At 35.2% G+C, this 22,014-nt stretch carries 17 protein-coding genes and 1 tRNA gene; 11 read left to right on the forward strand and 7 right to left on the reverse strand.

Features of this window, described 5'->3' with window-relative positions:
- Positions 1-87: 87 nt before the first annotated feature.
- The 8 genes from P0Y49_09065 to P0Y49_09100 all read left to right on the forward strand — a co-directional run bounded on the left by P0Y49_09065 (position 88) and on the right by P0Y49_09100 (position 9,055).
- The gene (locus P0Y49_09065) at positions 88-1,839 is read left to right on the forward strand and encodes a pectate lyase (protein ID WEK21291.1); all 1,752 of its coding nucleotides are present in this window, start codon (positions 88-90) and stop codon (positions 1,837-1,839) included.
- A gap of 93 nt (positions 1,840-1,932) precedes the next feature.
- Positions 1,933-3,084, forward strand: coding sequence for a glycosyltransferase family 4 protein (locus P0Y49_09070; protein WEK21292.1), 1,152 nt, complete (start codon positions 1,933-1,935; stop codon positions 3,082-3,084).
- Between the two features lie 39 nt (positions 3,085-3,123).
- Positions 3,124-4,155 (forward strand): GNAT family N-acetyltransferase, encoded by a 1,032-nt coding sequence (locus P0Y49_09075; protein WEK21293.1) that lies wholly within the window; start codon positions 3,124-3,126, stop codon positions 4,153-4,155.
- A 69-nt stretch (positions 4,156-4,224) separates the two neighbouring features.
- Positions 4,225-5,028: a phytanoyl-CoA dioxygenase family protein gene (locus P0Y49_09080; protein ID WEK21294.1), complete on the forward strand. Its 804-nt coding sequence runs from the start codon at positions 4,225-4,227 to the stop codon at positions 5,026-5,028.
- A 39-nt stretch (positions 5,029-5,067) separates the two neighbouring features.
- Positions 5,068-5,562: a GNAT family N-acetyltransferase gene (locus P0Y49_09085; protein ID WEK21295.1), complete on the forward strand. Its 495-nt coding sequence runs from the start codon at positions 5,068-5,070 to the stop codon at positions 5,560-5,562.
- Between the two features lie 43 nt (positions 5,563-5,605).
- The gene (locus P0Y49_09090; protein WEK21296.1) at positions 5,606-6,670 is read left to right on the forward strand and encodes a GNAT family N-acetyltransferase; all 1,065 of its coding nucleotides are present in this window, start codon (positions 5,606-5,608) and stop codon (positions 6,668-6,670) included.
- 369 nt (positions 6,671-7,039) lie between these two features.
- The gene (locus P0Y49_09095) at positions 7,040-8,635 is read left to right on the forward strand and encodes a nucleoside-diphosphate sugar epimerase/dehydratase (GenBank protein WEK21297.1); all 1,596 of its coding nucleotides are present in this window, start codon (positions 7,040-7,042) and stop codon (positions 8,633-8,635) included.
- A gap of 63 nt (positions 8,636-8,698) precedes the next feature.
- Complete coding sequence (locus P0Y49_09100; GenBank protein ID WEK21298.1) at positions 8,699-9,055, forward strand: helix-turn-helix domain-containing protein; 357 nt, start codon at positions 8,699-8,701, stop codon at positions 9,053-9,055.
- Positions 9,056-9,274: 219 nt separating this feature from the next.
- Here P0Y49_09100 and P0Y49_09105 read toward each other — a convergent pair whose 3' ends face one another.
- The 6 genes from P0Y49_09105 to P0Y49_09130 all read right to left on the reverse strand — a co-directional run bounded on the left by P0Y49_09105 (position 9,275) and on the right by P0Y49_09130 (position 16,654).
- The gene (locus P0Y49_09105; GenBank protein WEK21299.1) at positions 9,275-10,522 is read right to left on the reverse strand and encodes a DegT/DnrJ/EryC1/StrS family aminotransferase; all 1,248 of its coding nucleotides are present in this window, start codon (positions 10,520-10,522) and stop codon (positions 9,275-9,277) included.
- Positions 10,523-10,581: 59 nt separating this feature from the next.
- The gene (locus tag P0Y49_09110; protein WEK21300.1) at positions 10,582-11,682 is read right to left on the reverse strand and encodes a glycosyltransferase; all 1,101 of its coding nucleotides are present in this window, start codon (positions 11,680-11,682) and stop codon (positions 10,582-10,584) included.
- A gap of 28 nt (positions 11,683-11,710) precedes the next feature.
- The gene (locus tag P0Y49_09115) at positions 11,711-12,883 is read right to left on the reverse strand and encodes a DegT/DnrJ/EryC1/StrS family aminotransferase (protein WEK21301.1); all 1,173 of its coding nucleotides are present in this window, start codon (positions 12,881-12,883) and stop codon (positions 11,711-11,713) included.
- Between the two features lie 46 nt (positions 12,884-12,929).
- Positions 12,930-13,463 carry a UpxY family transcription antiterminator gene (locus P0Y49_09120; protein ID WEK21302.1) on the reverse strand — a complete coding sequence of 178 codons (534 nt, stop codon included), beginning with the start codon at positions 13,461-13,463 and terminating at the stop codon, positions 12,930-12,932.
- Between the two features lie 112 nt (positions 13,464-13,575).
- The gene (locus P0Y49_09125; GenBank protein ID WEK21303.1) at positions 13,576-15,885 is read right to left on the reverse strand and encodes a polysaccharide biosynthesis tyrosine autokinase; all 2,310 of its coding nucleotides are present in this window, start codon (positions 15,883-15,885) and stop codon (positions 13,576-13,578) included.
- 25 nt (positions 15,886-15,910) lie between these two features.
- On the reverse strand, positions 15,911-16,654 hold the full coding sequence (locus P0Y49_09130; protein WEK21304.1) for a polysaccharide biosynthesis/export family protein: 744 nt from the start codon (positions 16,652-16,654) through the stop codon (positions 15,911-15,913).
- A gap of 188 nt (positions 16,655-16,842) precedes the next feature.
- On the opposite strand from P0Y49_09130, the gene pncB reads away from it, so the two are divergent.
- From pncB to P0Y49_09145, 3 genes are all read left to right on the forward strand, one after another.
- A complete protein-coding gene (gene pncB, locus P0Y49_09135) occupies positions 16,843-18,021 on the forward strand; it encodes a nicotinate phosphoribosyltransferase (protein WEK21782.1) in 1,179 nt (392 codons plus the stop codon).
- A gap of 134 nt (positions 18,022-18,155) precedes the next feature.
- Positions 18,156-18,228, forward strand: a tRNA-Lys gene (locus P0Y49_09140).
- Positions 18,229-18,456: 228 nt separating this feature from the next.
- Positions 18,457-19,749, forward strand: a complete 1,293-nt coding sequence (locus P0Y49_09145; protein WEK21305.1) for a phage integrase SAM-like domain-containing protein — start codon at positions 18,457-18,459, stop codon at positions 19,747-19,749.
- A 158-nt stretch (positions 19,750-19,907) separates the two neighbouring features.
- Here the strand turns inward: P0Y49_09145 and P0Y49_09150 are convergent, their stop codons facing one another.
- A complete protein-coding gene (locus tag P0Y49_09150; GenBank protein WEK21306.1) occupies positions 19,908-21,830 on the reverse strand; it encodes a hypothetical protein in 1,923 nt (640 codons plus the stop codon).
- Between the last annotated feature and the right edge of the window lie 184 nt (positions 21,831-22,014).

Raw genomic sequence — 22,014 nt, forward strand, 5'->3', positions numbered from 1 at the left:
TCTTACTCTTTCTATTCTGTAACTTTTAAGATACAATTTTTTTTTAGGCTCCCCGTTTAAAGGGGGTATTTAAAAAAGAATGTATTAATGGAAAGATTAAGAAAAAAATTAACAAGCGTACTTATGTTTGGGATACTACTATCCACAATTTTAATGTTTAGTCAGTGCAAGAAGGATGCTCCTGCAGTTCCTGATAACTTGTCTGGCAGTAATAATATTGAAAATACAACGGGGGCTGTATCCAGCACAACAGCAACGTCAATAGATGTATCAGGTGCCACTTCAGAAGGAGGATTTGCATATGCGGTTTACCGTGATTTTGGTACTACTGGAGATTCGAACGCTCAGCCAACTATTTCAAAACTAAGAGTTTTTGAAGATGGCAAAGAATTGGGCGCAGCACATTCTAAACATGCTGATATCAGCTCAATAGGTAAAGGTAAATTCAGCCATTGGGGAAATGGTTTAATATTCTCTGCATCTGATAATACAGATCCGAGAAAAAATGGCAGGAAATATACCTTCACAACAGGAGGAACTCCGACCGAGATATCGCCGGTGGTGCCTTCAACAGAAACGGCTTTAGATTTGTCTGCGCTTAGCGCAGAAGGAGGCTTTGCTTATGTGCTTTACCGCGATTTTGGAACTACCGGAGATTCTAATGCTCAACCAAGCATTTCAACATTAAGAATTTTTGAAGATGGCAAAGAACTTGGAGCAGCTCATTCTAAACATGCTGATATCAGTTCTATAGGTAAAGGTAAATTCAGTCATTGGGGAAACAGTTTAATATTCTCTGCATCTGATAATACAAATCCGAAGACAAATGGAAGGAAATATACTTTCACAACAGGATCCGCACCAACTAATCCAACTACACCGCCAGTAACACCTCCAGAAACAGTTACCCCTCCAACAACAGGTGGTGGCAGTGGAGTAGTCGCTACCGGTTTAATTGGTTATGCAGCAGTAAATGGAACAACAACTGGTGGTAAAGGTGGTTCAGAAATTACAGTATCAACTTTACAGGCATTAAAGAGTGCAGTAGGTTCAGATGGTCCAAAAATTATTTATGTATCAGGTGCGATTAAAGGAGCTGGAGATGATCCAATCTATGTGAAATCAAATAAATCAATCATTGGTTTATCTGGTGCATCAGTAGAAGGCGCATCGTTTATGGTATATACAGTTAGTAATATTATTGTTCAAAACCTTAAAATTAAAAATTATGTAACCAACGCTGGTATTCAGATAAAAGAAGGTGCACACCATATCTGGGTAGACCACTGTGAATTCTCAGCAGATCGTAATCATGGATGGGAATATTATGGTAAAGATATTAGTATAACCAGATATTCAGATTATGTTACGGTTTCCTGGAATAAATTCAGCAATAACAATCTATCAGTTTTGATTAGTGCAGGAATTAATGCAGAAATAGCATCTCAGGATATTGGTAAATTGCATGTTACACTTCACCATAATTTCTGGAACAATATTTCAGAAAGAGAACCAACAATGAATTATGGAAGTGTTCACTTGTTTAATAATTATCACTTAAACAATAGCGGATACTCAATCAGTGCTCGTGCTGGTGGAAATGTTCGTACCGATAATGAATATTTTGAAAATTGCGTTAAACCAATTTCAACAAACTTAGCGGGTGATCCTCCGGGATATATTAGTGGATCAGAAACAAATCTATATGTAAAATCAGGTAAAAATGATATTACTACACCACTTGCAAACTGGACACCAACTTATGAATATAAATCAGCCCTTAATGCAGCAGCAGATGTTCCATCTATTGTAACTAAAGGAGCCGGTGCAACATTATAATAAATAGAAATAAATAAAATATCTAACCACAAGGCCATCTGACTGTAAGTCAGGTGGCCTTGTGGTTTAACGACCTTTTTTATATCCGTTGTCATGACCGAAAACAGAAAGAAAGTATTGATTGCTTGTGATTCATCACGAACCTTGCTGGATTTTCGTGGTAAACTCATTGAGGAGCTCATTAAGAAAAATGATGTATACGTTTTTACTCCGAAAATTTCGCAACAGCATGTAAGGGAAAGACTAAAAATCATGAATGTTACTGTATATGAGAATGCGTTAAATGGGAGCAACGTTTCTATTTTTTCTGATCTTAAATATATTTTTAAGTTATATAATCTGATTAAAATAATTAAACCTGATATATTTTTCCCATATACATTTAAGCCTGTAATATATGGAACGATCTTAGCAAGACTATGTAAAATAAATTGTATTACACCCATGCTTACTGGCCTGGGTTACAACTTTACAGATAACGGCGCTAAGAAGAAATTGGTCAGTACAATAACTAAATTTTTATTGAAGTTTAGTTTAAGCGCAAACAAAAGAATTCGAGTCATTTTTCAGAACAAAGATGATTATAACAAATTATTGGAAACCAAAATCATTGGAGCAAAGCACCAGGCATTTGTCGTTAATGGTTCGGGTGTTGATTTAAGTCATTATGACTACTCTGAACCTAAAATTTCACAAATAAGCTTTTTGATGATATCCCGGTTAATCAATTCAAAGGGAGTTAAAGAGTTTTATGAAGCTGCTAAAATAGTACGCAGTAAATTTCCAGATGTAAAATTTAAACTCATTGGCTCATTTGATGACAATATAGATTCAATTACTACAGAGTTATATGCTGAAATTCAATCGGGCGACATTATAGAATACATTGGTCAGGTAGATGATGTCAGGTCATATATTAGGGATGCTTCAATTCTCGTATTACCTTCTTATTATGGGGAAGGCATACCTAGATGCATCTTAGAAGGTATGGCAATGGGAAGGGCAATTATTACCAGTAATTCTGTTGGATGCCGTGAAACTATAGATGCTTCACCATCAGGTATCAATGGTTTTTTAGTTCCAATAAAGAATATCCCAATCCTTGCCTCAAGGATGGAGTATTATATTAACCATACCAAGGATATTATTTTATATGGCATTAATGGAAGGAACTTTGCTAAAAAGAAATTTGATGTGAACCTGGTAAATTCCGAAATGCTTAAAATTATGAATGTTGGTTACTAGAAAGGTTATGATTGTGTAGTCTTAAAATTTTTCAATTGTATGGCATATCATTTAATCAATTTTAAACAGTCAGAAGAGTGGACTTCATATGTTAGTAATTCTGTTAGCTATGACTTTTATCACACCTGGCATTATCATTCTTTAGAGAATAGTGGTGAACCTTTTCTTTTTGTATACGAAGAAGCTGATATTTTTATTGCGCTTCCATTATTGAAAAGAAAAATTGCCAATTCAGATTTGTTTGATCTGACATCTGTTTATGGATATTCTGGTCCGATTTCTAATGTGAAATTCTCTGATATCGATGAGCAATTGCTTGAAAACTTTAAATCCTCTTTTTTAAGTTTTATGGAAGCTGGTCGATATGTTTGCGTTTTCTCTCGTCTCAATCCATTTATTGATCAAAGAATATTAATAGAAAAAATTGGGGGCGTAATGAATAATGGCAGAACGGTATATATGGATCTGTCTATTCCTATTGAGGAACAACGGGCAAAATATGAGAAAAAACTAAGGCAGCAAATTAGACAATTAAGAAAAATGCCTTATGATATCAGAGAAGCGAACAGCCAGGACGATATCAAATTATTCACAGTTATGTATACCGAAAACATGCTTAGACTGCGAGCCAAAGAGAGTTATTTTTATGATGAAGCATACTTTACAGAACTTATCAAAAGCAAAGAAGACTGTAAATTAATTGTAATCTATCATGGTGATGTGATGATTTGCGGGGCCGTCATAATGTGCGCTGGAAATGTAATCCGTAACCATTTATCTGCAACTTCTAATGCTTACGTAAATCAGTCGCCGAGTAAATTACTTACAGACGAGATTAGTATAATAGGAAGACAACTCGGAAAGAGATATTTTCACCTTGGAGGCGGCTTGGGTGGTCGGGAAGACTCATTGTTCAAATTTAAATCCTATTTCTCCTCTCTTTTTCTGGAAGATATCACTTGGGGATTTATATCAGATACATTTACCTACGACGACCTTGTTAAGGAACGAAACGATGATATCAAAGCTGATTACTTTCCCCTTTACCGCAGTCCCGCAGTATCCCATTAAATAAAAATATTCACATATCTTTTAAAAGATTGGAAATCAATTGAAGTTAAACCATTAAATCTTTATGCTTTGAAAAATAAATTTATTTATTCCGAAGCCACTATAAGTGATTTCGAGAATGCAATTGATCGGTTTGGTTGGGTCATTTATGAGAATGCCGTAGATGAAGGAATGATCAATAATATAATTAATGACCTGGAGCCTGCTTATCTATTGAGGAGAGATATTCAAATTAAAAATGGCATTGAAACTAATATGGAAGGTACACTGCATCACCTTTTGGAAAAAGGTAATTTTAGTATGCCTTTTTTAGAACAAATGTATTGTGATAAAGAAATGAGACATTTTCTGAAAGGTAATTATATCTTAAATGGGATAAGTGGTGTCCTGAATTTTAAAAATTTTAAAGCTTATGTTCATAACGTTCACCGGGACATTAGGAGTTTTACAGATGATTTTAAAATTGCAATCCAAATGATTGTATTATTGGACGATTATACCCTTGATAATGGAGCAACTTATTTTCTTTCTGGATCACATAGACAAGAAAATAAACCTGAAGATGACTTTTTTTACGAGCACGCCGACAGAGCTATTGCAAAGAAAGGAAGCATTATTTTATTTGATTCCAATATTTGGCATGCTGCAGGAAATAATAATACTGATGGCCCAAGGCGGGCATTAACGCTTACTTTTACAAGACCTTTCTTCAAGCCTCAATTTGATTTTCCAAGATTTTTAGGTTACGAGTTTGGCGAAGGGTTAAATAATCACCTACGGCAAGTAATAGGGTATAACGCTCGTATTTCAGCAAATCTTCAGGAATTTTACCAACCGCCGCATTTAAGAATGTATCAGCCTGGTCAGGGTTAGTTGAAGCCATTAAATAAATGATCTTTTAAATAATATATTATGAATGAGTCTGTCTACTTAAGACCATTGAGTTTAGAGGATGCGAAAACTTCTTATCAATGGCGTAAAGATCCTGACATATGGGTTTATACAGAATTTAAGCCTAGCGCTGATTTTACTTTGGAGCAAGAAACTGAATGGCTTCGTACTAAATTAAATAAAGAGAATGATAGCCGATTTGCGATTTGTTTACATGGTACAGATCAATACATTGGTAATGTGCAATTAATAGATTTGAAGGATTCTAAGGGCGAATTTCATCTGTTTATAGGGGAAAAACAATTGTGGGGAAGGGGAATAGGAAAGTCGGCCACTAAACTAATTCTCAAGTTCGGGTTTTCTGAAAAAAAGCTTGAAAGTGTTTTTCTTTTTGCACATGAAGATAATACTCCAGCACTTTCCATTTATGAAAAGTTGGGATTTGTTACTGTTAGTAAGCACAATAATCAACTCAAAATGGTACTGACAAAGCACATGTTCACAACGGATAATTAGCTTGTTGTTTTGTTTATTATTTAAATTAAAATTTCGTGTTGTTATGAGGAAATTAATTAGTATTCTTAACAAGAAGCAATGGATAGCCTATGTAAAAGGTTGTGCGGAATATGATTTTTATCATACCTGGCACTATCATTCTATGGATGAAGGAGGCGATCCTTTTCTTTTTATTTATGAGGAGGGAAAGGACTATATCGCATTTCCATTATTGAAAAGGGAAATATCAGGCTCTCATTTTTCCGACCTTGCATCAGTGTATGGATATCCGGGACCGATATCGAATCGAAAGTTCGAAGATATTGATGAAGATCTGATGAATAATTTTAAAGAATCATTTTTGGATTTTTTGGAGAAGGAGGGTAATGTTTCAGTCTTTTCAAGATTAAATCCATTCTTTAATCAAAACTTGTTAATCGAGAGGTTTGGGGGGATTTATAAAAATGGAAGAACTGTAGTTATAGATCTAACCACAACTATTGAAGAACAACGTAAAAAATACAGGAAAACCACTTTACACAATATAAAGAAGGCCTGGAGCTATGACTATATTATAAAGGAAGGTAAAAACCCTGAGGATATCGATTTGTTTTTTGATATCTACACGGAAAATATGGCACGGATTGGTGCAAAAGAGCAGTATTTTTTTAATAAAAAATACTTCATTGACCTTGTTAATAATGATGAATTTGATTGCAGACTTTTGCTTGTTTATTTTCACAATAAGGTAATTTGTGGGAGTATTATTACATGTACCTGTGGCATTATGCAAAGTCACTTAATAGCTACTTCATCTAAATACCTTTCCACTTCTCCAGCTAAATTTTTAACAGATCAAATTAGTATTCTGGGGCGGGAATTGGGAATGAAATACTTTCATCTTGGTGGCGGTTATGGCTTTAAAGAGGATACGTTATTTAAATGGAAAACAGGTTTCTCGGATTTGTTTTTGGAATATAAAAGCTGGCGTTATATTACCAACAAATCTGTCTATCATTATCTGGTTAATAAAATTGGAATCGATAAGGATTCTAATATTGATTTCTTTCCTCTTTATCGTGCAGTAGTTAAAATTTTAACCTGCGGCTATTTTGAGTTTATATTTTAAATTTTTAATATTATGAAAAAGCTAATGTTCGGCGATAAAACGTATTCGCGTTGGTTGATTTTGATGATTGATCAAGTTATTATATCCTGGACACTTTTTATGTCTTTCTTGTTAATTAATAAGTTTGAATATCGACAGCTGTTTTATTCAAATACCTTTATTTATATAGCGCTATATAGCTTAATTTCTGTTTGTGTATTCATGAGAATGCGCATACATACAGGTATCATTAGATATTCCAATACTCTGGATATTATTCGAATATTTATGGCAGTATTGTTAACTAATTTTGCCTTTACCATCATCTGCAATGTATGCTTAGCGTTAGGCTTCGAGATACCGTCTAAATCGGTTCCCGAGGTATTGATTATGAACTTTTTTGTATCATCATCGCTCTTAATTATTTTAAGAGTTCTTGTAAAAAGCTTATTTGTTTATATAAGCGCCCTGGAGCCTACAGATAAGAAAGAGAATATTTTAATATATGGCTCGGGTAGTGATTCAATTTTAGTAAAAAAAGCTTTAGAAGGTAGTCAGGGCAATGCATTAAATGTAATCGCTTTTGTGGATGATAAGGAAGACAAGCTAAACAAGCAAATCGAACAAAAAAAAGTGTATCATTCTAATTCAATAGAAACCTTACGAGATAAGTTCAATATCAGTAAAGTACTTTTTGTAAGTGATGATTTAAACATAAATGGCAAAAAAAGTACTTTAGATAAATGCATTGAATTAGGTATTAAAGTGGTTACTGTACCACAATCTAATAAATGGTTGTATGGCAAATTAACGGCAAATCAAATTAAAGATTTAAAAATAGAAGATTTATTAGAAAGAGAGCCCATTGTACTTACTACAAATAATATTTTGAGGGAAATAGGGGGAAAACGGATTTTAATTACTGGGGCGGCAGGTTCAATAGGATCGGAAATCGTCCGTCAAATTGTAAACTTTAATCCGGAGTTTGTTGTTCTGTGTGATCAGGCCGAAACCCCTCTGCACGATTTGCAGTTAGAGATTGAAGACAATTTTTCTCATGCAAAAACACATATAGTGATGGCTAACATTCAGAACAAGTGCCGAATGAAAGCTATTTTTGATGAATATCACCCCCAAATCATTTTTCATGCAGCGGCATATAAACATGTGCCAATGATGGAGAACAACCCTTCAGAAGCCATATTGACCAATGTATTTGGAACAAAAAACATATCAGATTTAGCTATAGAGTCAGGTGTAGAAAAGTTTATAATGGTTTCTACAGATAAAGCCGTACGGCCCACAAATATAATGGGTGCATCTAAACGTCTGGCCGAAATGTACATTCAATCATTAAACAATGAAAAGACTTTAACCATATCCAGTGATAAAGTAGATTCAATAGATAACAAAGTGGAATGCAAGACTAAATTTATTACCACCAGATTTGGCAATGTATTAGGCTCTAATGGCTCGGTAATACCTCGATTTAAAGCACAAATAGAGCGGGGTGGACCTATTACAGTTACACATCCAGAAATAACAAGATATTTTATGACTATTCCTGAATCAGTGCAATTGGTATTACAAGCCGGAGCCATGGGAAATGGGGGAGAGATCTATATCTTTGACATGGGGGAACCCGTTAAAATAGTTGATTTAGCAAGAAATATGATCAAACTAGCGGGCTTGTGTCCTGAGAAGGATATTAAGATTATGTTTACAGGATTAAGGCCTGGAGAGAAGTTGTACGAAGAATTACTACTTGTTGAAGAACAAACAATCGCTACTTATCACCCAAAAATTAAAATATCCAAAACAATTAGTCATAGCATTCGTTATGTTCAGGAAGTAATTGATGAATTGCTATCTCTTAATAACCTAAACAACGATTATGCTATGGTTAAGAAGATGAAAGAAATAATACCCGATTATAAAAGTAAGAACTCGAGATATGAAGAAATAGACTATTACCTCATCAATTAACTCAAAAGATTCATCCCAGTAAATTCTAATATCGTCAATTTATGAACTAAATTAATTTTTGTTATGGATTTAAATGTAGGTAAAGTAATTGAGCGTGTTGTTAGGAGAGATCATATGGGGATAAGTGCGCTATCAAGAAAATTACATGTGAGTAGAAGAACCATATACAATTGGTTCGATCAGGAATCTTTAAGTTTTGAGATTATCTGTAAGATTGGAAATGCCATTAAGTATGACTTTTCAAAGGAATTTCCGGATGATTTTGCTCGTGTTGACAACGAAATAACAAGCAATATGAATCATTTTAAGAATGGAGAGGACAATTCGACTGAATCATTCCCAGTCAATTACTGGATGAACAAGTATATCAAACTACTCGAAAAATACAATGAACTATTGAGCCATAAATTTCCTATTTGATTTACAGAGCGCACTTTTTGCCTTACACAACACAAAAAAAGGGATGTATCATGCATGACCCCCTAAATTCTAAGACACCGCTAAGTTGAAAATCCAGGTTATATTATTATCTTTCCAACCTTAACGACGTAGCAAAATATACACAAAAAAAGCTTTAAGGCCAGCCCAATTGAAGGGACTGGCCTTAAAGCTTTTTTTGTGTATATTTTTATGTCAAAGTTATTCAACGTGTGCTAATTGCTGCAGTTTGCTGTTTTTAAGTTGCAATTGTACTGCGCTGATCACGGCATCAATAACATAATCGGTATCCTCATTTGTTAAATTAGGATAAATAGGTAATGAGATCTCGCAAGCATATTGCTTATAGCTGTTTGGATAGTCCGAAATATTGTAGCCTGTCTGCTTAAAGTAAGTCAACATGGGCATAGGGATAAAATGAACATTTACAATGACCCCATGTGTAACGATCTCTTCAATAATTTGATCTCTTTGTGCTTCCGTAATATTCTTTATACGTAACGGAAAAATATGATAGGAACTCTCTCTGGTAAAATCTTCCAGCGATGGTGGAATAAACCAACTATAGCTGCTAAAAACATCGCAATATTTTGAGGCAATGGTTTTACGTGCAGGTAATAAAACACTTTTGTATTGTTTTAGCTGGGCCAAACCTATTGCTGCACAAATATCTGGCATATTGATTTTTAACCCTTCATATAAAATATCGTACTTCCAGTTCCCACCTTTCGATTTGGTATAAGCGTCTTTATTCTGGCCATTCAATGAGAATATCTTTAAGAAATTATACTCTTCTTCACAATCAAAATTACCAGGTAAATTCAGGCATATGCAGCCGCCTTCTGCCGTAGTAATATTTTTTACGGCGTGGAAAGAGAATATTGTAATATCACTACATATTGCTGCAGAATGCCCCATGTACGTTGCGCCAATGGAATGGGCCGCATCTGAAATTAAAAGTATTCGACCTAATTTTCTTTGTTTTTCTGATTCGGGAACAAATAAACTTCTAACTCTGGGGCTTTTAAGCAAAGCTTTGATCATATTGTAATCACATGGCCAACCAGCAATATCAACAGCAATTACTGCCTTTGTTTTTGAGGTAATTGCCTGTTTTATGCGCTGCGGATCTATAGTTAGATCATCCGATATATCTACCATTACTGGAGTGGCACCACAATGCAATACACATAAAGCAGTAGCACAGTAAGAATAGGCAGGTATAATAACTTCATCACCTTCCTTTACCCCAAACCATTTTAACATCATGATTGCTCCAGAAGTCCATGAGTTTACACAGACCACAGATTTAGACGTTGTTAAACGAGCAATCTCCTTCTCTAACTCTTTTACCTTCGGTCCAGAAGTAATCCAACCGGATTTTAGTGTGTCCATTACCTCATTAATTACATTTTGGTCAATAAACGGTGGTGAAAATGAAATGTTCATATTCTTATATTTAAAAGTAAATACAATTTTAAGATGCCAGAATTGTTGTTGGGATGCTTTTATGTGCTTTGTAAGACTAGCTTTTCCCATTTTCCAGAAGTGTTCTTCGCAGAATTGGCATAATTAATCAGTTTTGCGTTATTGGCTATTCTTGCTTTAAGTGTCGAATCTTCTAACGCGCGATTTATCGCTTCAGCTAAATGAGTAGGGCTATTTGCTTTAACAAGCAATCCATTTTTTTCATGCTCAATAATATCTGATGGCCCAAATTCACAGTCAGTAGCTACACAGGCACAGCCTAAACTCATGGCTTCGACCAATACATTAGGGTAGCCTTCAATCCTTGAAGAAAGTACAAACAATTGAGCTTGTTTATAATAATCCTGTAAGTTTGATTTAAAGCCTATTAATTTTACCCGGTGCGCTAAGTTCAAATCTTGGATCTGATCTTCAAGTTTTTTACGATCACAACCTTCTCCGGATATTAGTAGATCAACATCCTCACGTTGCACACTTTTGAATGCAGTAATAAGTAGGTCAAATCCCTTAAATTCGTCTAACCTACCAACTGCAAGGATGAATTTTCTTTTGTGTACATCTATAGCTTCTGAGGAGGTAAATTGATTTATAGGATTATTGATGACCTCAAAATTCTTTAGGTTTCTAAATGATTTGTTCTTTCTGAAACAGGGAATCATACCCTTTGAAGGTACAACAATCATTTTTGCTTTATTATAGATATGATAGGACAACCATCTAAGAGCGTAATTAAATTTATTTACCGTATCATCTGGTGTTGTTCGTTCTGAAACTATATACGGTATACCGAGGATGTTACAAGTAATACCTGTCCATAAATTAGCAGTGGTCATAAATGATATGATCATTTTCGGCCTGTATCTTACTAGTAAAGTAAGCAGTTTAAAGAAGGTTAAACCGCTGTACCATATCCTAAATAGGAAGTTTGATTTCCGTTCTGTATCTACTAATGTATAAACTTTTATTTCCGGTGCGAGATAGTAGGCAGGAGTAGTATGATTCAGACAAATTATGCTTACGTCAAAGCTGCGGTTATTAAAATAGTTGCATAAATTGGAAATTACCCTTTCTGCACCGCCGCCATTAAGTGTATTAATTATAAAGAATAATTTTTTGCGCATGGGTTCTCATGATATATGGTAAGTCCGCTTACTTAGGGATATAAGAGTGACCGTTATTTACTGTTGCAAGCTTATTGGCTATTAGCCTATCAAAATTACCTATAACCTTAGGTTTTACTTTCTGGTTGTTTTGCACCCTTAGTATAATACGGCAAATTAAATCCAGATCTGAAACAGTTAAGGTGTGATAAAGTGGCAGACAAACTATCCTTCTTGATACGTCATTGCATATAGGCATAACTGAATTCTCTACATATGGTAATGTAGAAAGTGAAGGGTAGAAGTACCTTCTGCAATATATCTTATTTAGTTCCAGCTCCGTCAGGCATTTCAACATAAGTTCTTCAGAGTCAAACAGAACCGGAAAGTAAGCATAATTGTAATCCTTACTTGTGTTTAATTTTGGGAATTTTGCTTTTAAATCCTTTAGCTTGTCGAAATAATGCAATGACAGACTTTTTCTTTTCTCTAATATTTCATCTACAGATTCCAGGTTGCATAAGCCCATTGCTGCATGGAATTCGCAGTTTTTTCCATTAACACCAAGACCAGAATAGGTTTCAGGTCCACTGTGTCCAAAATTGCGCATACTTGCCATTTCCTTTAATAAATTCGGGTCCTTGGTAAATACTGCACCGCCTTCAATAGTATGAAATAATTTGGTTGCATGAAAGCTCGTTGTACTGATATCCCCATATTCAAAAATCGATTTATTTTTATAGGAGGTACCAAAACAATGCGCACCATCATAAATTACTTTTAATCCGTGTTTTTCGGCTATTTCCTGGATCATATCTATATCGCATGGATTTCCATAAACATGCGTAGCAAGTATAGCAGAAGTACGCGGGGTAATAGCCGCTTCAATTTTTGAAGGATCAATGTTAAATGTTTCATTGTCTATGTCAACATACACAGGCTTACAACCTTCCCAAACAATACTACTTGTAGTCGCGACATAAGAAAATGGAGTGGTGATGATTTCGCCCGTAAGTTGTAAAGCTTTAATGGCCAATTGCAATGCAAAAGTGCCATTACAAACATATAGTAAATGTTTTATATCTAAGTATTCCTTAAGTTTTAACTCAAAGTCATTTAACAATGGACCATTGTTTGTGAGCCATTGTCGCTCCCAAATACTATTAATATACGCTCTAAAATCCTCTTCCTTAGGAAGAAATGGTTTGGTTACAGGAATCATTTGTTTAAGATTAAATGTTTAAAATCTGTTAGGGACGTAAGCTGAGCTATATTGCCATATTCAACATTACGTCAGCAAGGGGGACGTTTGATACCAGCGCACAATTCAGATGATCAAAAACCATTAAAACAGTTTTACCATGTACTTTGATAACCGTTCCTTCCTGATTGTAAAAAATGCCGCTTTTAATACGGATGCGGTCGCCATGATTTATTTCTTGCGAATTGATGATCTCATAATCAGAATGTGTGTTTATAAGATTTTCAATTCTCTCTATAACACTATCTCTAATTACAGCTGGTTTTCCCATATAATAGATGAAATTCAGGACCCCTAAAGTCTGCCTCACTTTATACTCCTCACGTTCACTAACCCACACAAACACATACCCACTAAAGAGGGGCAAATCAACAATTTTCTTTCTATCTGCCCATTGATTGGTCACCTGTTTAATCGGGCAGTAAGATTTTATATCTTGTTCTTTTAATAACTTGTCTACCTTTTTTTCCCATCTCGGACGGGTGTAAACAACTAACCAGCGTCTGGTCCATGGGTGTCTGGAGCCGAATTGATTTTCCATATAAGAATTTTTAGATTACAAAGGCTATTGTAAGAAATTGTCCAACATGCACAGCTTCGCTACATCACTTACATGACAGTTTTATTCACAAATTAATAAGGGACGATTTTTGTTAATTCTTTGATATTTCCAGGCTTAGGCCGTATCCATATCCACCATATCCATAGGTTGTATTATTATTAATTTTTGCATCATTAAAAACTACCATTGGGTTATTTAGTTTTTTATAATAGAGGATATCTTTCAATATATTAAGTTGCAATTTATCAGTGTAATTATAGCGTACAAGATATATACTCAAATCTGTGTATTTAGATAAGCTAAACGCATCCGCAACCTGTCCAACAGGAGCAGTGTCAATAATCACATAATCAAATCTTTCCTTCAATTCTTCCAACATTTGTCCAATTTTGGGATGCATCATCAATTCGGCAGGGTTTCCAGGTACAGGGCCGCAGTCAATTAGCAACAAATTATGGTATTTTCTGGAGTTTAAAAGGAGTTCATCAATGGTGATGTCATCTCTTAATAAATAATCTGTAATGCCAATCTTTGAACTCAAATGCATTTTTTGAAGTAATTGTGGCTCCCGCATATCAAACTCGAGCAAAACAACTTTTTTGTTTACCGATGCTAAAGTCATACCCAGATTAATAGAGAAAAAGGTCTTTCCTTCTGACTTCATGCAGGAGGTGACCAATATAACCTGATCAGGTAGCCCAGAGTTCATAAAATGCAGGTTGCTTCTTATGTATCTAAACAATTCTGACATTGTAGACCTGCTATTTTGTTCAATTACCACTGGTTCATGCTTTTCAAGATGGTTTAATACCCCTAAAACGGGCACTCCTGTAATCAATTCGATATCTTTTACATCTACGATCTTATTATTCATGGTCGACCGACCATAAATTACAATTCCTGGTATAAAGCAGCCTAAAATACCAGCTATAAGGTAGATTAATTGAGTTTTGGGTGATACAGGTGCGCTGTTATAAGCTGGTTTATCAACTATTTGAGAAGTTGGTGCAGTTCCTGAAAGTAAAAGGGTTGTTTCTTCTCTTTTTTGTAGTAGATAATTGTATAAATTCGCTTTTACACTTTGTTCCCTACTTCTTTCTTGTATTCCCCGCTCTACTTTAGGCACCAAATGAGTTTTATAATTTAAATTAGAAGTCGTTGCCTGCAAATTGTTCCTTTCAAGTGTTAAGGCGCTTTTTATATTTTGAAGATTTTCGCGAATATTTGATTTTAAACTGATGAGTTGAGCTGTCAGGTTCTCTACCAGTGGATTAGCTTCTTCAGAAGTGCGTAACATGCGACTCCTTTCCTGTTGTATTGCATTATACTTACTGGTTAATTCGTTTAAAGTGGAGTTGTTTATGGTCAATGAGCTGGGAACCAGATTTAGACTATTGTTATTGAGATATTTTTCAAGAGATGCCAGGACATTAAGTTGTACGTTTGCCGAAGAAAGCAATTGATGATATTCACTTGATTTTGCAATGTTTGTTTGCGCATCCATGTTTAAATCTGTGATCAAATTGTTTTGTTTGTAGTTCTCTACATCCTGTTCAACGTTAGTTAAATCGTTGTTTAGGTATTTCAATCTTTTATCTATGAAATTGACTGTGTTTATTGCTGTAGCATTTTTTTTAATTAGATTTTCCTTATTGTAGGTGTCGATAAGGTAAGTGAGTATGTCTATACCTCTTTGGGGTACATTATCATTAAGACTTATTATAATTGTACTCGCATCTTTTTCAATGGCCGCAATTTTTAAACCACCTAAGCTATACGATTCTGCCATTAGGTCCAAATTTTTAAACTTCACAGTAATAGGCTTAGCATTTTTTTTAATGGCAGGTCCTTTACTGACAACTATTTTATAACCTGGCTTCTGAATTAGCACTTCATATGGCATTGTAAATTTTTGGCCTTTATCTGTTAAAATAAATTGATGGTCATTTAACGGACTTATTTCTAATGAATTTTTATAGCCCGTAGCATTCACTTCAATCACCTTAACTTTAATAGGCAAGTTATTACCGTATAATTCTTTGTCCCTCAGGGTGCCTTTTTGGAAATAGGCTACATCCAGAGAAAGTGCTTTTATCGTTTCATAAATAAGCTCTCTGGACCGTAAGGCTTCCATTTCATTGTATGCCTTTTTATCTGTTTTAAACATGTTAAGATCACTAAATGCAGTCCCTTTTTGAACACCATCACTATTTCTATCGTCCTGTACATATAAAGTACTGCTTACTTTATATTGAGGCGTTGTAGTTTGCAGGTACAAAAAGGCCCCTAACAAGCACAGCGCTATACATAGTAAGAAGATATACCATTTTTTTATAAAAATCTGTAAAATGGCCTTATAACTTTCTACTGTTTCCGTATTCTGATAGGCTGAAGAGTTCATGTGTTTGCAATTAAAATTCAACGTATTATCTTATAAATAATGCTGTTAGTACTACAACGACGGCAGATATTGCAGTAGTTATGATAGGTACAGCGCGGACATTAGGATTGTATTCTTTCTCTTTTGATTTGTCGGGCTCAACATATACAATGTCATTCTGCTTTAACCGAAAAAATGGCGAGCTATATGTATTTTTATCATTGAGATTGAGTCTGGTCATTTGGCGTACTCCATTATTTTCCCTGATCACCAGAACATTTTCTCTTTTGCCATATACGGTCATGTCACCAGCCATACCTAATGCTTCTAATAAATTGACCTGATCCCCCGGGACAGTTAGTGAGGCAGGATGGTTTACTTCTCCAATTACAGTGATTTTGAAATTAACCAGTTCAAGATCTACTACGGGATTTTTAATCTGTTTTTTAAGCTCCATTGTAATTAAGTTTTGGGCCTGTTCAATAGTTAGTCCTTCAACCTTTAAATCACCCAGTAATGGTAAAGTGATCATTCCATTATTGTTTATTCTAAATACCGCCTTACCAGCTGTGGTAGTATTGGTGGAGTTAGTAAATAAAGCGTTATACTCTGCATTCAAGCTTGTCAACGACATGCTTAACTGATCGTTTTTCTGGAGCTTAAGCTCAGGTATGTTTTCTATTTGGCTGCTGGAAACATCAGTGAAGTTACTGAAGTAAACAAGATTTCTGTGTGGAGCGCAGGCCATTAAGACCATTGATATTGACAAAGCAAAGCATAGGTTTTTCATTTTGTTCAAGGCTAGAATTTCAAAAATGATAATCTTTAATTTGTTTAATAAAGTTATAGAAATAATAAACCAGCATACCCGGGGTTAGCTATGTTGTATTTTAAATTGTAAATGTTTACACTAAATTTTACGAAAAAGAATGTTAATTTGTTAACAGGTTTTACAAGGTTGACAACTGTATGGATTCAATGTTTACACATTTTCCGTTATCCTCCATTCTTGATAACGATTTTTATAAGATTACTATGCAACAAGGAGTTATTCGTCTATTCCCAGCTGCAAAGGCACGTTATCAATTTATAAACCGGGGTAACCATACATTTCCTACAGGATTCGCTACAGCTTTACGTAATGCTGTAGATAACATGGCCTTATTAAAACTGAGTAATGATGAGAAACGATTCCTTCAACTTAATTGTCCATATCTCGACCCGGTATACCTTGATTTTCTCGAAGGTTATCGGTTCAACCCCGGCGAAGTACACATAGCTCAGGAGGGAGATCAGTTGAAAGTAAGTATTGAAGGTTTATGGTATCGTACGATTTTATGGGAAGTACCTTTAATGTCTATTATATGCGAGTTGTATTATATTTTGGGTAAAGCAAAAAGGATTAGCGACAAGGATATAATTGATATAACCAGACATAAAATAGAAAGCTATAGAGATTTGGGGGTAACAGTGGCAGAATTTGGTACACGTCGAAGATATTCTTACCAGGTGCAGCGTTTAGTATTACAATCGTTAAGTAAATATGGCGCAGGCGCTTTTATTGGAACAAGTAATGTACACATGGCCATGCTCCATCAGACAAAACCAATTGGTACACATGCACACGAATGGTTTATGTTCCATGCCGCACAGTATGGCTTTAAAATGGCCAATGCGATGGGATTGGAGCATTGGGTTCAGGTTTACCGTGGCGATCTGGGGATTGCCCTGTCAGACACTTACACTACAGATGTATTTTTCAACCAGTTTGATAAGATGTTCTCTAAGCTATTTGATGGGGTAAGGCACGACAGTAGAGATCCAATTGTGTTTGCCAATAAGGTAATAGCTCATTATCAAAGAATGGGAATTGATCCAAAATCTAAGACTATTATTTTCTCTGACGCCTTGGACTATGATAAAGTAGTCCGGATTGCTGTTCATTGCCGGGATAAGATTGGTATGTCTTTTGGCATAGGTACTAATTTTACAAATGATGCTGGACCCGAACCTATGAATATTGTGATTAAAATGACTGAAGCACATCCAAAGGATGGGGAGTGGACGGAGGTCGTTAAATTGTCAGATGAACAAGGAAAATACACTGGGAATGTGGAGATGATCCAACTTGCTAAAATTATTCTAGGCATCAGTTGAACACTTTTAGGGGCTTTTTTAAAGAATTGTAATTGATAATAAGTAGCTTACAATTGAGTGTTAGTTTTTTTGAAAAAATATTTAGTAGAATAAATTAATAATCCTATCTTTGCACCCTCATCAAACAAGATGATGATTCCGTAGCTCAGCTGGTAGAGCATTACACTTTTAATGTAGTGGTCCTGGGTTCGAATCCCAGCGGGATCACAAAAGGCGCACTAAGTTGCGCCTTTTTGCATTTAATGGCATTTTAAATGCTGTTTTTCATAAAAAATCAATCATTTTGTTTCATTTCAAATCATCCTATCTGGTGGTCATTCTGGTGGTCATTTTAAAATCATAAATTTGACCACCAGACAGAAATTGTTTGAGGCGTGAGTATAGATAAGAATTGTCGTTAATTATTTAATTATCAACATTTTAAAGTGCAGAAAGATGAAAATCAAACATGAAATCGAACTCCTTCCGTGGGTTCACAAGAGTAAAAAAAGGAGCCATGGAAAGGCTCCTATGTTTATCAGGGTCACTTTTGGCGGTTGTCAAACTGAAGTTTCTTTAAAGAGCGTCATTGATCCTGATAATTGGGATGTAAAAAACAAGCTTGCAAGTAAACAGGAAGAAGACTTTCGAAAGATCAATGAAAAAATACAAAGTAGCAAAGTTGATCTGATAAGAATTTATGATGCACTATGGCATCAATTTGATAGTGTGACTCCTGAGATGGTAAAAAGAGTTTACCAAGGAAAATCTGCAATTGAAGATAAAAAGACTATTGTAATGCCTGACAAACAGCATCAGACACTATTGATGGTATTTGATGAATTTATTGCCCGAATTGCGAAAAAGGTTCAGGTCAAAGAAGCTTCTCCTGGTACTCTCCGTCATTGGAAGAGCACAATGAAAAAAGTTGTGGCATTCCTCCAACACCGACACAAGAAAGCTGATATAGCATTTGCAGACATTGAGCCGATGTTTGCTGATGAAATGTATGACTACCTTACTTTAGATATTGAAAAATGCTTATCTGAGCTAACGGCTAAAAAACAGATCAAGAAAATTAAGCAGATCATTAAGCTAGGTGTTAAGAAGAAACTAATTACTCACAATCCCATTGCCGATTTCGTATGTGGTGGTGATCAGCTGGATATTCCACCGCTTGAACTTCACGAGGTTATTTCTATTTACAATAAAGATTTTGGAATTGCCCGTTTAAATGAAGTTCGTGATTGCTATGTATTCCAATGTTTTACAGGATTCGCCTTTCAGGATATATATGACTTATCCCCTTGCAACATTGTACTAGTTGGCAACAAAAAAGAAAGATGGTTGATTAAAGACAGAGGAAAAACAGGAGTTTCGGAAATGGTGCCAATCTTACCAGTAATCGATCAATTGATTGAGAAATATAAGAATCACCCAAAATGTAGATTGAGAAATGCTTTAATGCCTGTTGATTCTAACGTCAGATATAATGGTTATTTAAAGGAGATTGGTGTTATATGTAATATCAACAGGGAATTGAATACACACCTTGCACGTCATACCTTTGCCGATATTATCCTTAATCTTGGTGTACCATTAGAAGATGTCAGCAAGATGCTTGGTCATAAAAGCGTACGTACTACACAACGTTATTGCAGGGTTCGTAAACAGAGAATCAGTGAAAACATGCAAATAGCGCGGCAGAAATTATTTAATAAAAAGGGGCAATTAAAATTAGCAAGCTAAATTTAAATTAACGGGGCGTAATCAATATGCCCCGTTAATTTAGCAAGTTTGTCAGTTTTTGTATATAAATAAAATAGAATAACAAGTATGCGGACATTTGTAATGGGAGTTACTAGCTGATATTTTAATATAGCCGTCTTTGTAAGATGACCACTTAATTAGTCCGCTTTGGGATTAATCTTCCTTGTTGGCTTAATAACACCAGGCATTCCAACACCAACTCGGGTATAATAGGTTTCAATATCATCTTTGTAAGAAATCATCATGATCTTCTCTTCTTCCTTTTTTTCTTTAAGTGGAAACAGGTCTTCGAAGAAAAATCCTAATACATCAAGCTCATCAACAAACTCAATATCATCCCGTTCATAAAGCTGAAATCGATTTTTTAAATAGTCATTGAAATCTTCCTCATTTTGGATGAGGTCGGCAAAAACCATTAAGTCATACAGTGAAACAATCCAAGTCCATTTATAATCCGGGCTTACAATACCATTATCAATTAAGTATTTTAAGTTAACTGCAACCGTACCGTAGTGTTCGTACATGACCGATATTTTTACCACATTGTAGTTATTCTCTTTGGCTATTGTAAACGTATTGATCTTGTTATTTGCTGCATACTTAAACGTTGGCAACGCGGTTTCATTAATATACTTCTCTGCACGATAGCATTGATATGATCCTTCGTTTATGGTTTCATTAATGCGATCCTTCAAACCCAGAAGAGCCCCCCTGCGGTGTTTTTTATTTAATTCTCCCGCTTTAACTTCAATAATATAAAGAGAATTTGAACCTGCACCCAATACATCAAGCTCGGGTTCTTTTGCGATTCCGTCTTCAACAATATTGTACTTTAAGGAATGATAAAATTGAACCTTGGGTAGCATCTTTTCGAACAGTTCTTTTACCTTTTTCTCAATATAATTGTCGCGAGATATAGAGCTCGAGTTGCCTTTAAAACGATTTTCGTAATAGGTTGCACCAGCAGCTTGGAATATTTCAGCAGCAATGTCAAAAATATTTCTGAAGGCAAGGTTGATAGAAAAACAATACATTTTGTCACCGACCATTACAAGAGGTTTCGTTTTTATAATTGTATCGCCCAGGGGAAATCCACCAAATTTTCCCTTTAAAAACAAAGAGTCGTCCCCGAATTGATGTGATAATAGTTTGAATATTTTCTCCTGTTTTTCGTTCTCGGGTATTACCCTAAATAGCCTGTTATATGCTTCAATGTCATCATACCCAATTGCTGTTGGGCCATATTTATTCTCTTTAGAGAAAAGGTCTTCCTTTTCCATTGCACCACCAAAAAGGGCCTTGAATTTCATTTCGGTCTTTTTATTCTCATCCTTTTCATCCTCGATTTTTTTAATTTCATCCTGGTTAAATAACCTGTCATATGCTAAGGAGGCTCCAAATGGGGTTGCGATTTTTGAAGCAACCAAGACATCAAGGCGCTGTATTGCTGCGAAAAGATCTATAAAATCAAAACCATAATACTGCTGTAAAAAATCATTATGTGGCCCAAATGTTTCCTTATAAACCTCTGAAATGTGCATATGATAGCCATTTCCTCGGACATTCATTGCATCGCCCATCACCCGTAATTTCAGCCAATGATCTAATTCATTTCCATTTCCTGGCTTTTCGGCAGCGGTTTCATAAAAGCCGATGTTAAATTTGATTTTTGCAAGTTGTTCCTGTATTCGATCAATATCGGTCTGGGTAGGTAAGACCCCGGCTTTTGCATTTGGACCTGCAGATGCGATACTCATAGCATATTCCAACAAGACCTCAATGGTATCGTCTTTAATGAGTTTTTCATCCTCTACTTTTTCCTTATCCGGTCCATCATAAGTTTCCAAAAACTGGTTGTAAAAATTGGGAGATGATCTCAAAAGCTTGGCCCCCAAGCCCCCCAATACGTATATTTTATCAAAGCTGTTTATTAACTCAATTACTATATTAATTTCATCCTTAATCCAGCTTAAATACCTATCGCGATCATTACTAGCTTGTTCAAAGGCATATCGCCATTGTTCTTTTAGCTCCTCGGTAAAGTAAATTGGTTTTGTCATAGAAGTTCGCTGGTTTTATCAAAAAGATACTACGATCTGATTTAATGAGTTTCGAGTAAGTATCTTTTTATTAATTGTGTTCATGTTAAACTTACCATAGTTTATATAATTTTAAAAGTCTTTTACCCTAACTCATGTGCGGGAGTTATCTAATCTAATTTTTTCGGAATAGGACACTTTTTTC

The sequence above is a fragment of the Candidatus Pedobacter colombiensis genome (assembly GCA_029202485.1).
GTDB classification, from domain to species: domain Bacteria; phylum Bacteroidota; class Bacteroidia; order Sphingobacteriales; family Sphingobacteriaceae; genus Pedobacter; species Pedobacter colombiensis.

Coding starts and splice junctions, on each gene's coding strand:
- P0Y49_09085 (WEK21295.1), top strand. CDS start 5,068: ATGAATGAGTCTGTCTACTTAAGACCATTGAGTTTAGAGGATGCGAAA.
- P0Y49_09090 (WEK21296.1), top strand. CDS start 5,606: ATGAGGAAATTAATTAGTATTCTTAACAAGAAGCAATGGATAGCCTAT.
- P0Y49_09095 (WEK21297.1), top strand. CDS start 7,040: ATGAACTTTTTTGTATCATCATCGCTCTTAATTATTTTAAGAGTTCTT.
- P0Y49_09130 (WEK21304.1), bottom strand. CDS start 16,654: ATGAAAAACCTATGCTTTGCTTTGTCAATATCAATGGTCTTAATGGCC.
- P0Y49_09070 (WEK21292.1), top strand. CDS start 1,933: ATGACCGAAAACAGAAAGAAAGTATTGATTGCTTGTGATTCATCACGA.
- P0Y49_09100 (WEK21298.1), top strand. CDS start 8,699: ATGGATTTAAATGTAGGTAAAGTAATTGAGCGTGTTGTTAGGAGAGAT.
- P0Y49_09150 (WEK21306.1), bottom strand. CDS start 21,830: ATGACAAAACCAATTTACTTTACCGAGGAGCTAAAAGAACAATGGCGA.
- P0Y49_09125 (WEK21303.1), bottom strand. CDS start 15,885: ATGAACTCTTCAGCCTATCAGAATACGGAAACAGTAGAAAGTTATAAG.
- P0Y49_09115 (WEK21301.1), bottom strand. CDS start 12,883: ATGATTCCTGTAACCAAACCATTTCTTCCTAAGGAAGAGGATTTTAGA.
- P0Y49_09105 (WEK21299.1), bottom strand. CDS start 10,522: ATGAACATTTCATTTTCACCACCGTTTATTGACCAAAATGTAATTAAT.
- P0Y49_09145 (WEK21305.1), top strand. CDS start 18,457: ATGAAAATCAAACATGAAATCGAACTCCTTCCGTGGGTTCACAAGAGT.
- P0Y49_09075 (WEK21293.1), top strand. CDS start 3,124: ATGGCATATCATTTAATCAATTTTAAACAGTCAGAAGAGTGGACTTCA.
- pncB (WEK21782.1), top strand. CDS start 16,843: ATGTTTACACATTTTCCGTTATCCTCCATTCTTGATAACGATTTTTAT.
- P0Y49_09065 (WEK21291.1), top strand. CDS start 88: ATGGAAAGATTAAGAAAAAAATTAACAAGCGTACTTATGTTTGGGATA.
- P0Y49_09110 (WEK21300.1), bottom strand. CDS start 11,682: ATGCGCAAAAAATTATTCTTTATAATTAATACACTTAATGGCGGCGGT.
- P0Y49_09120 (WEK21302.1), bottom strand. CDS start 13,463: ATGGAAAATCAATTCGGCTCCAGACACCCATGGACCAGACGCTGGTTA.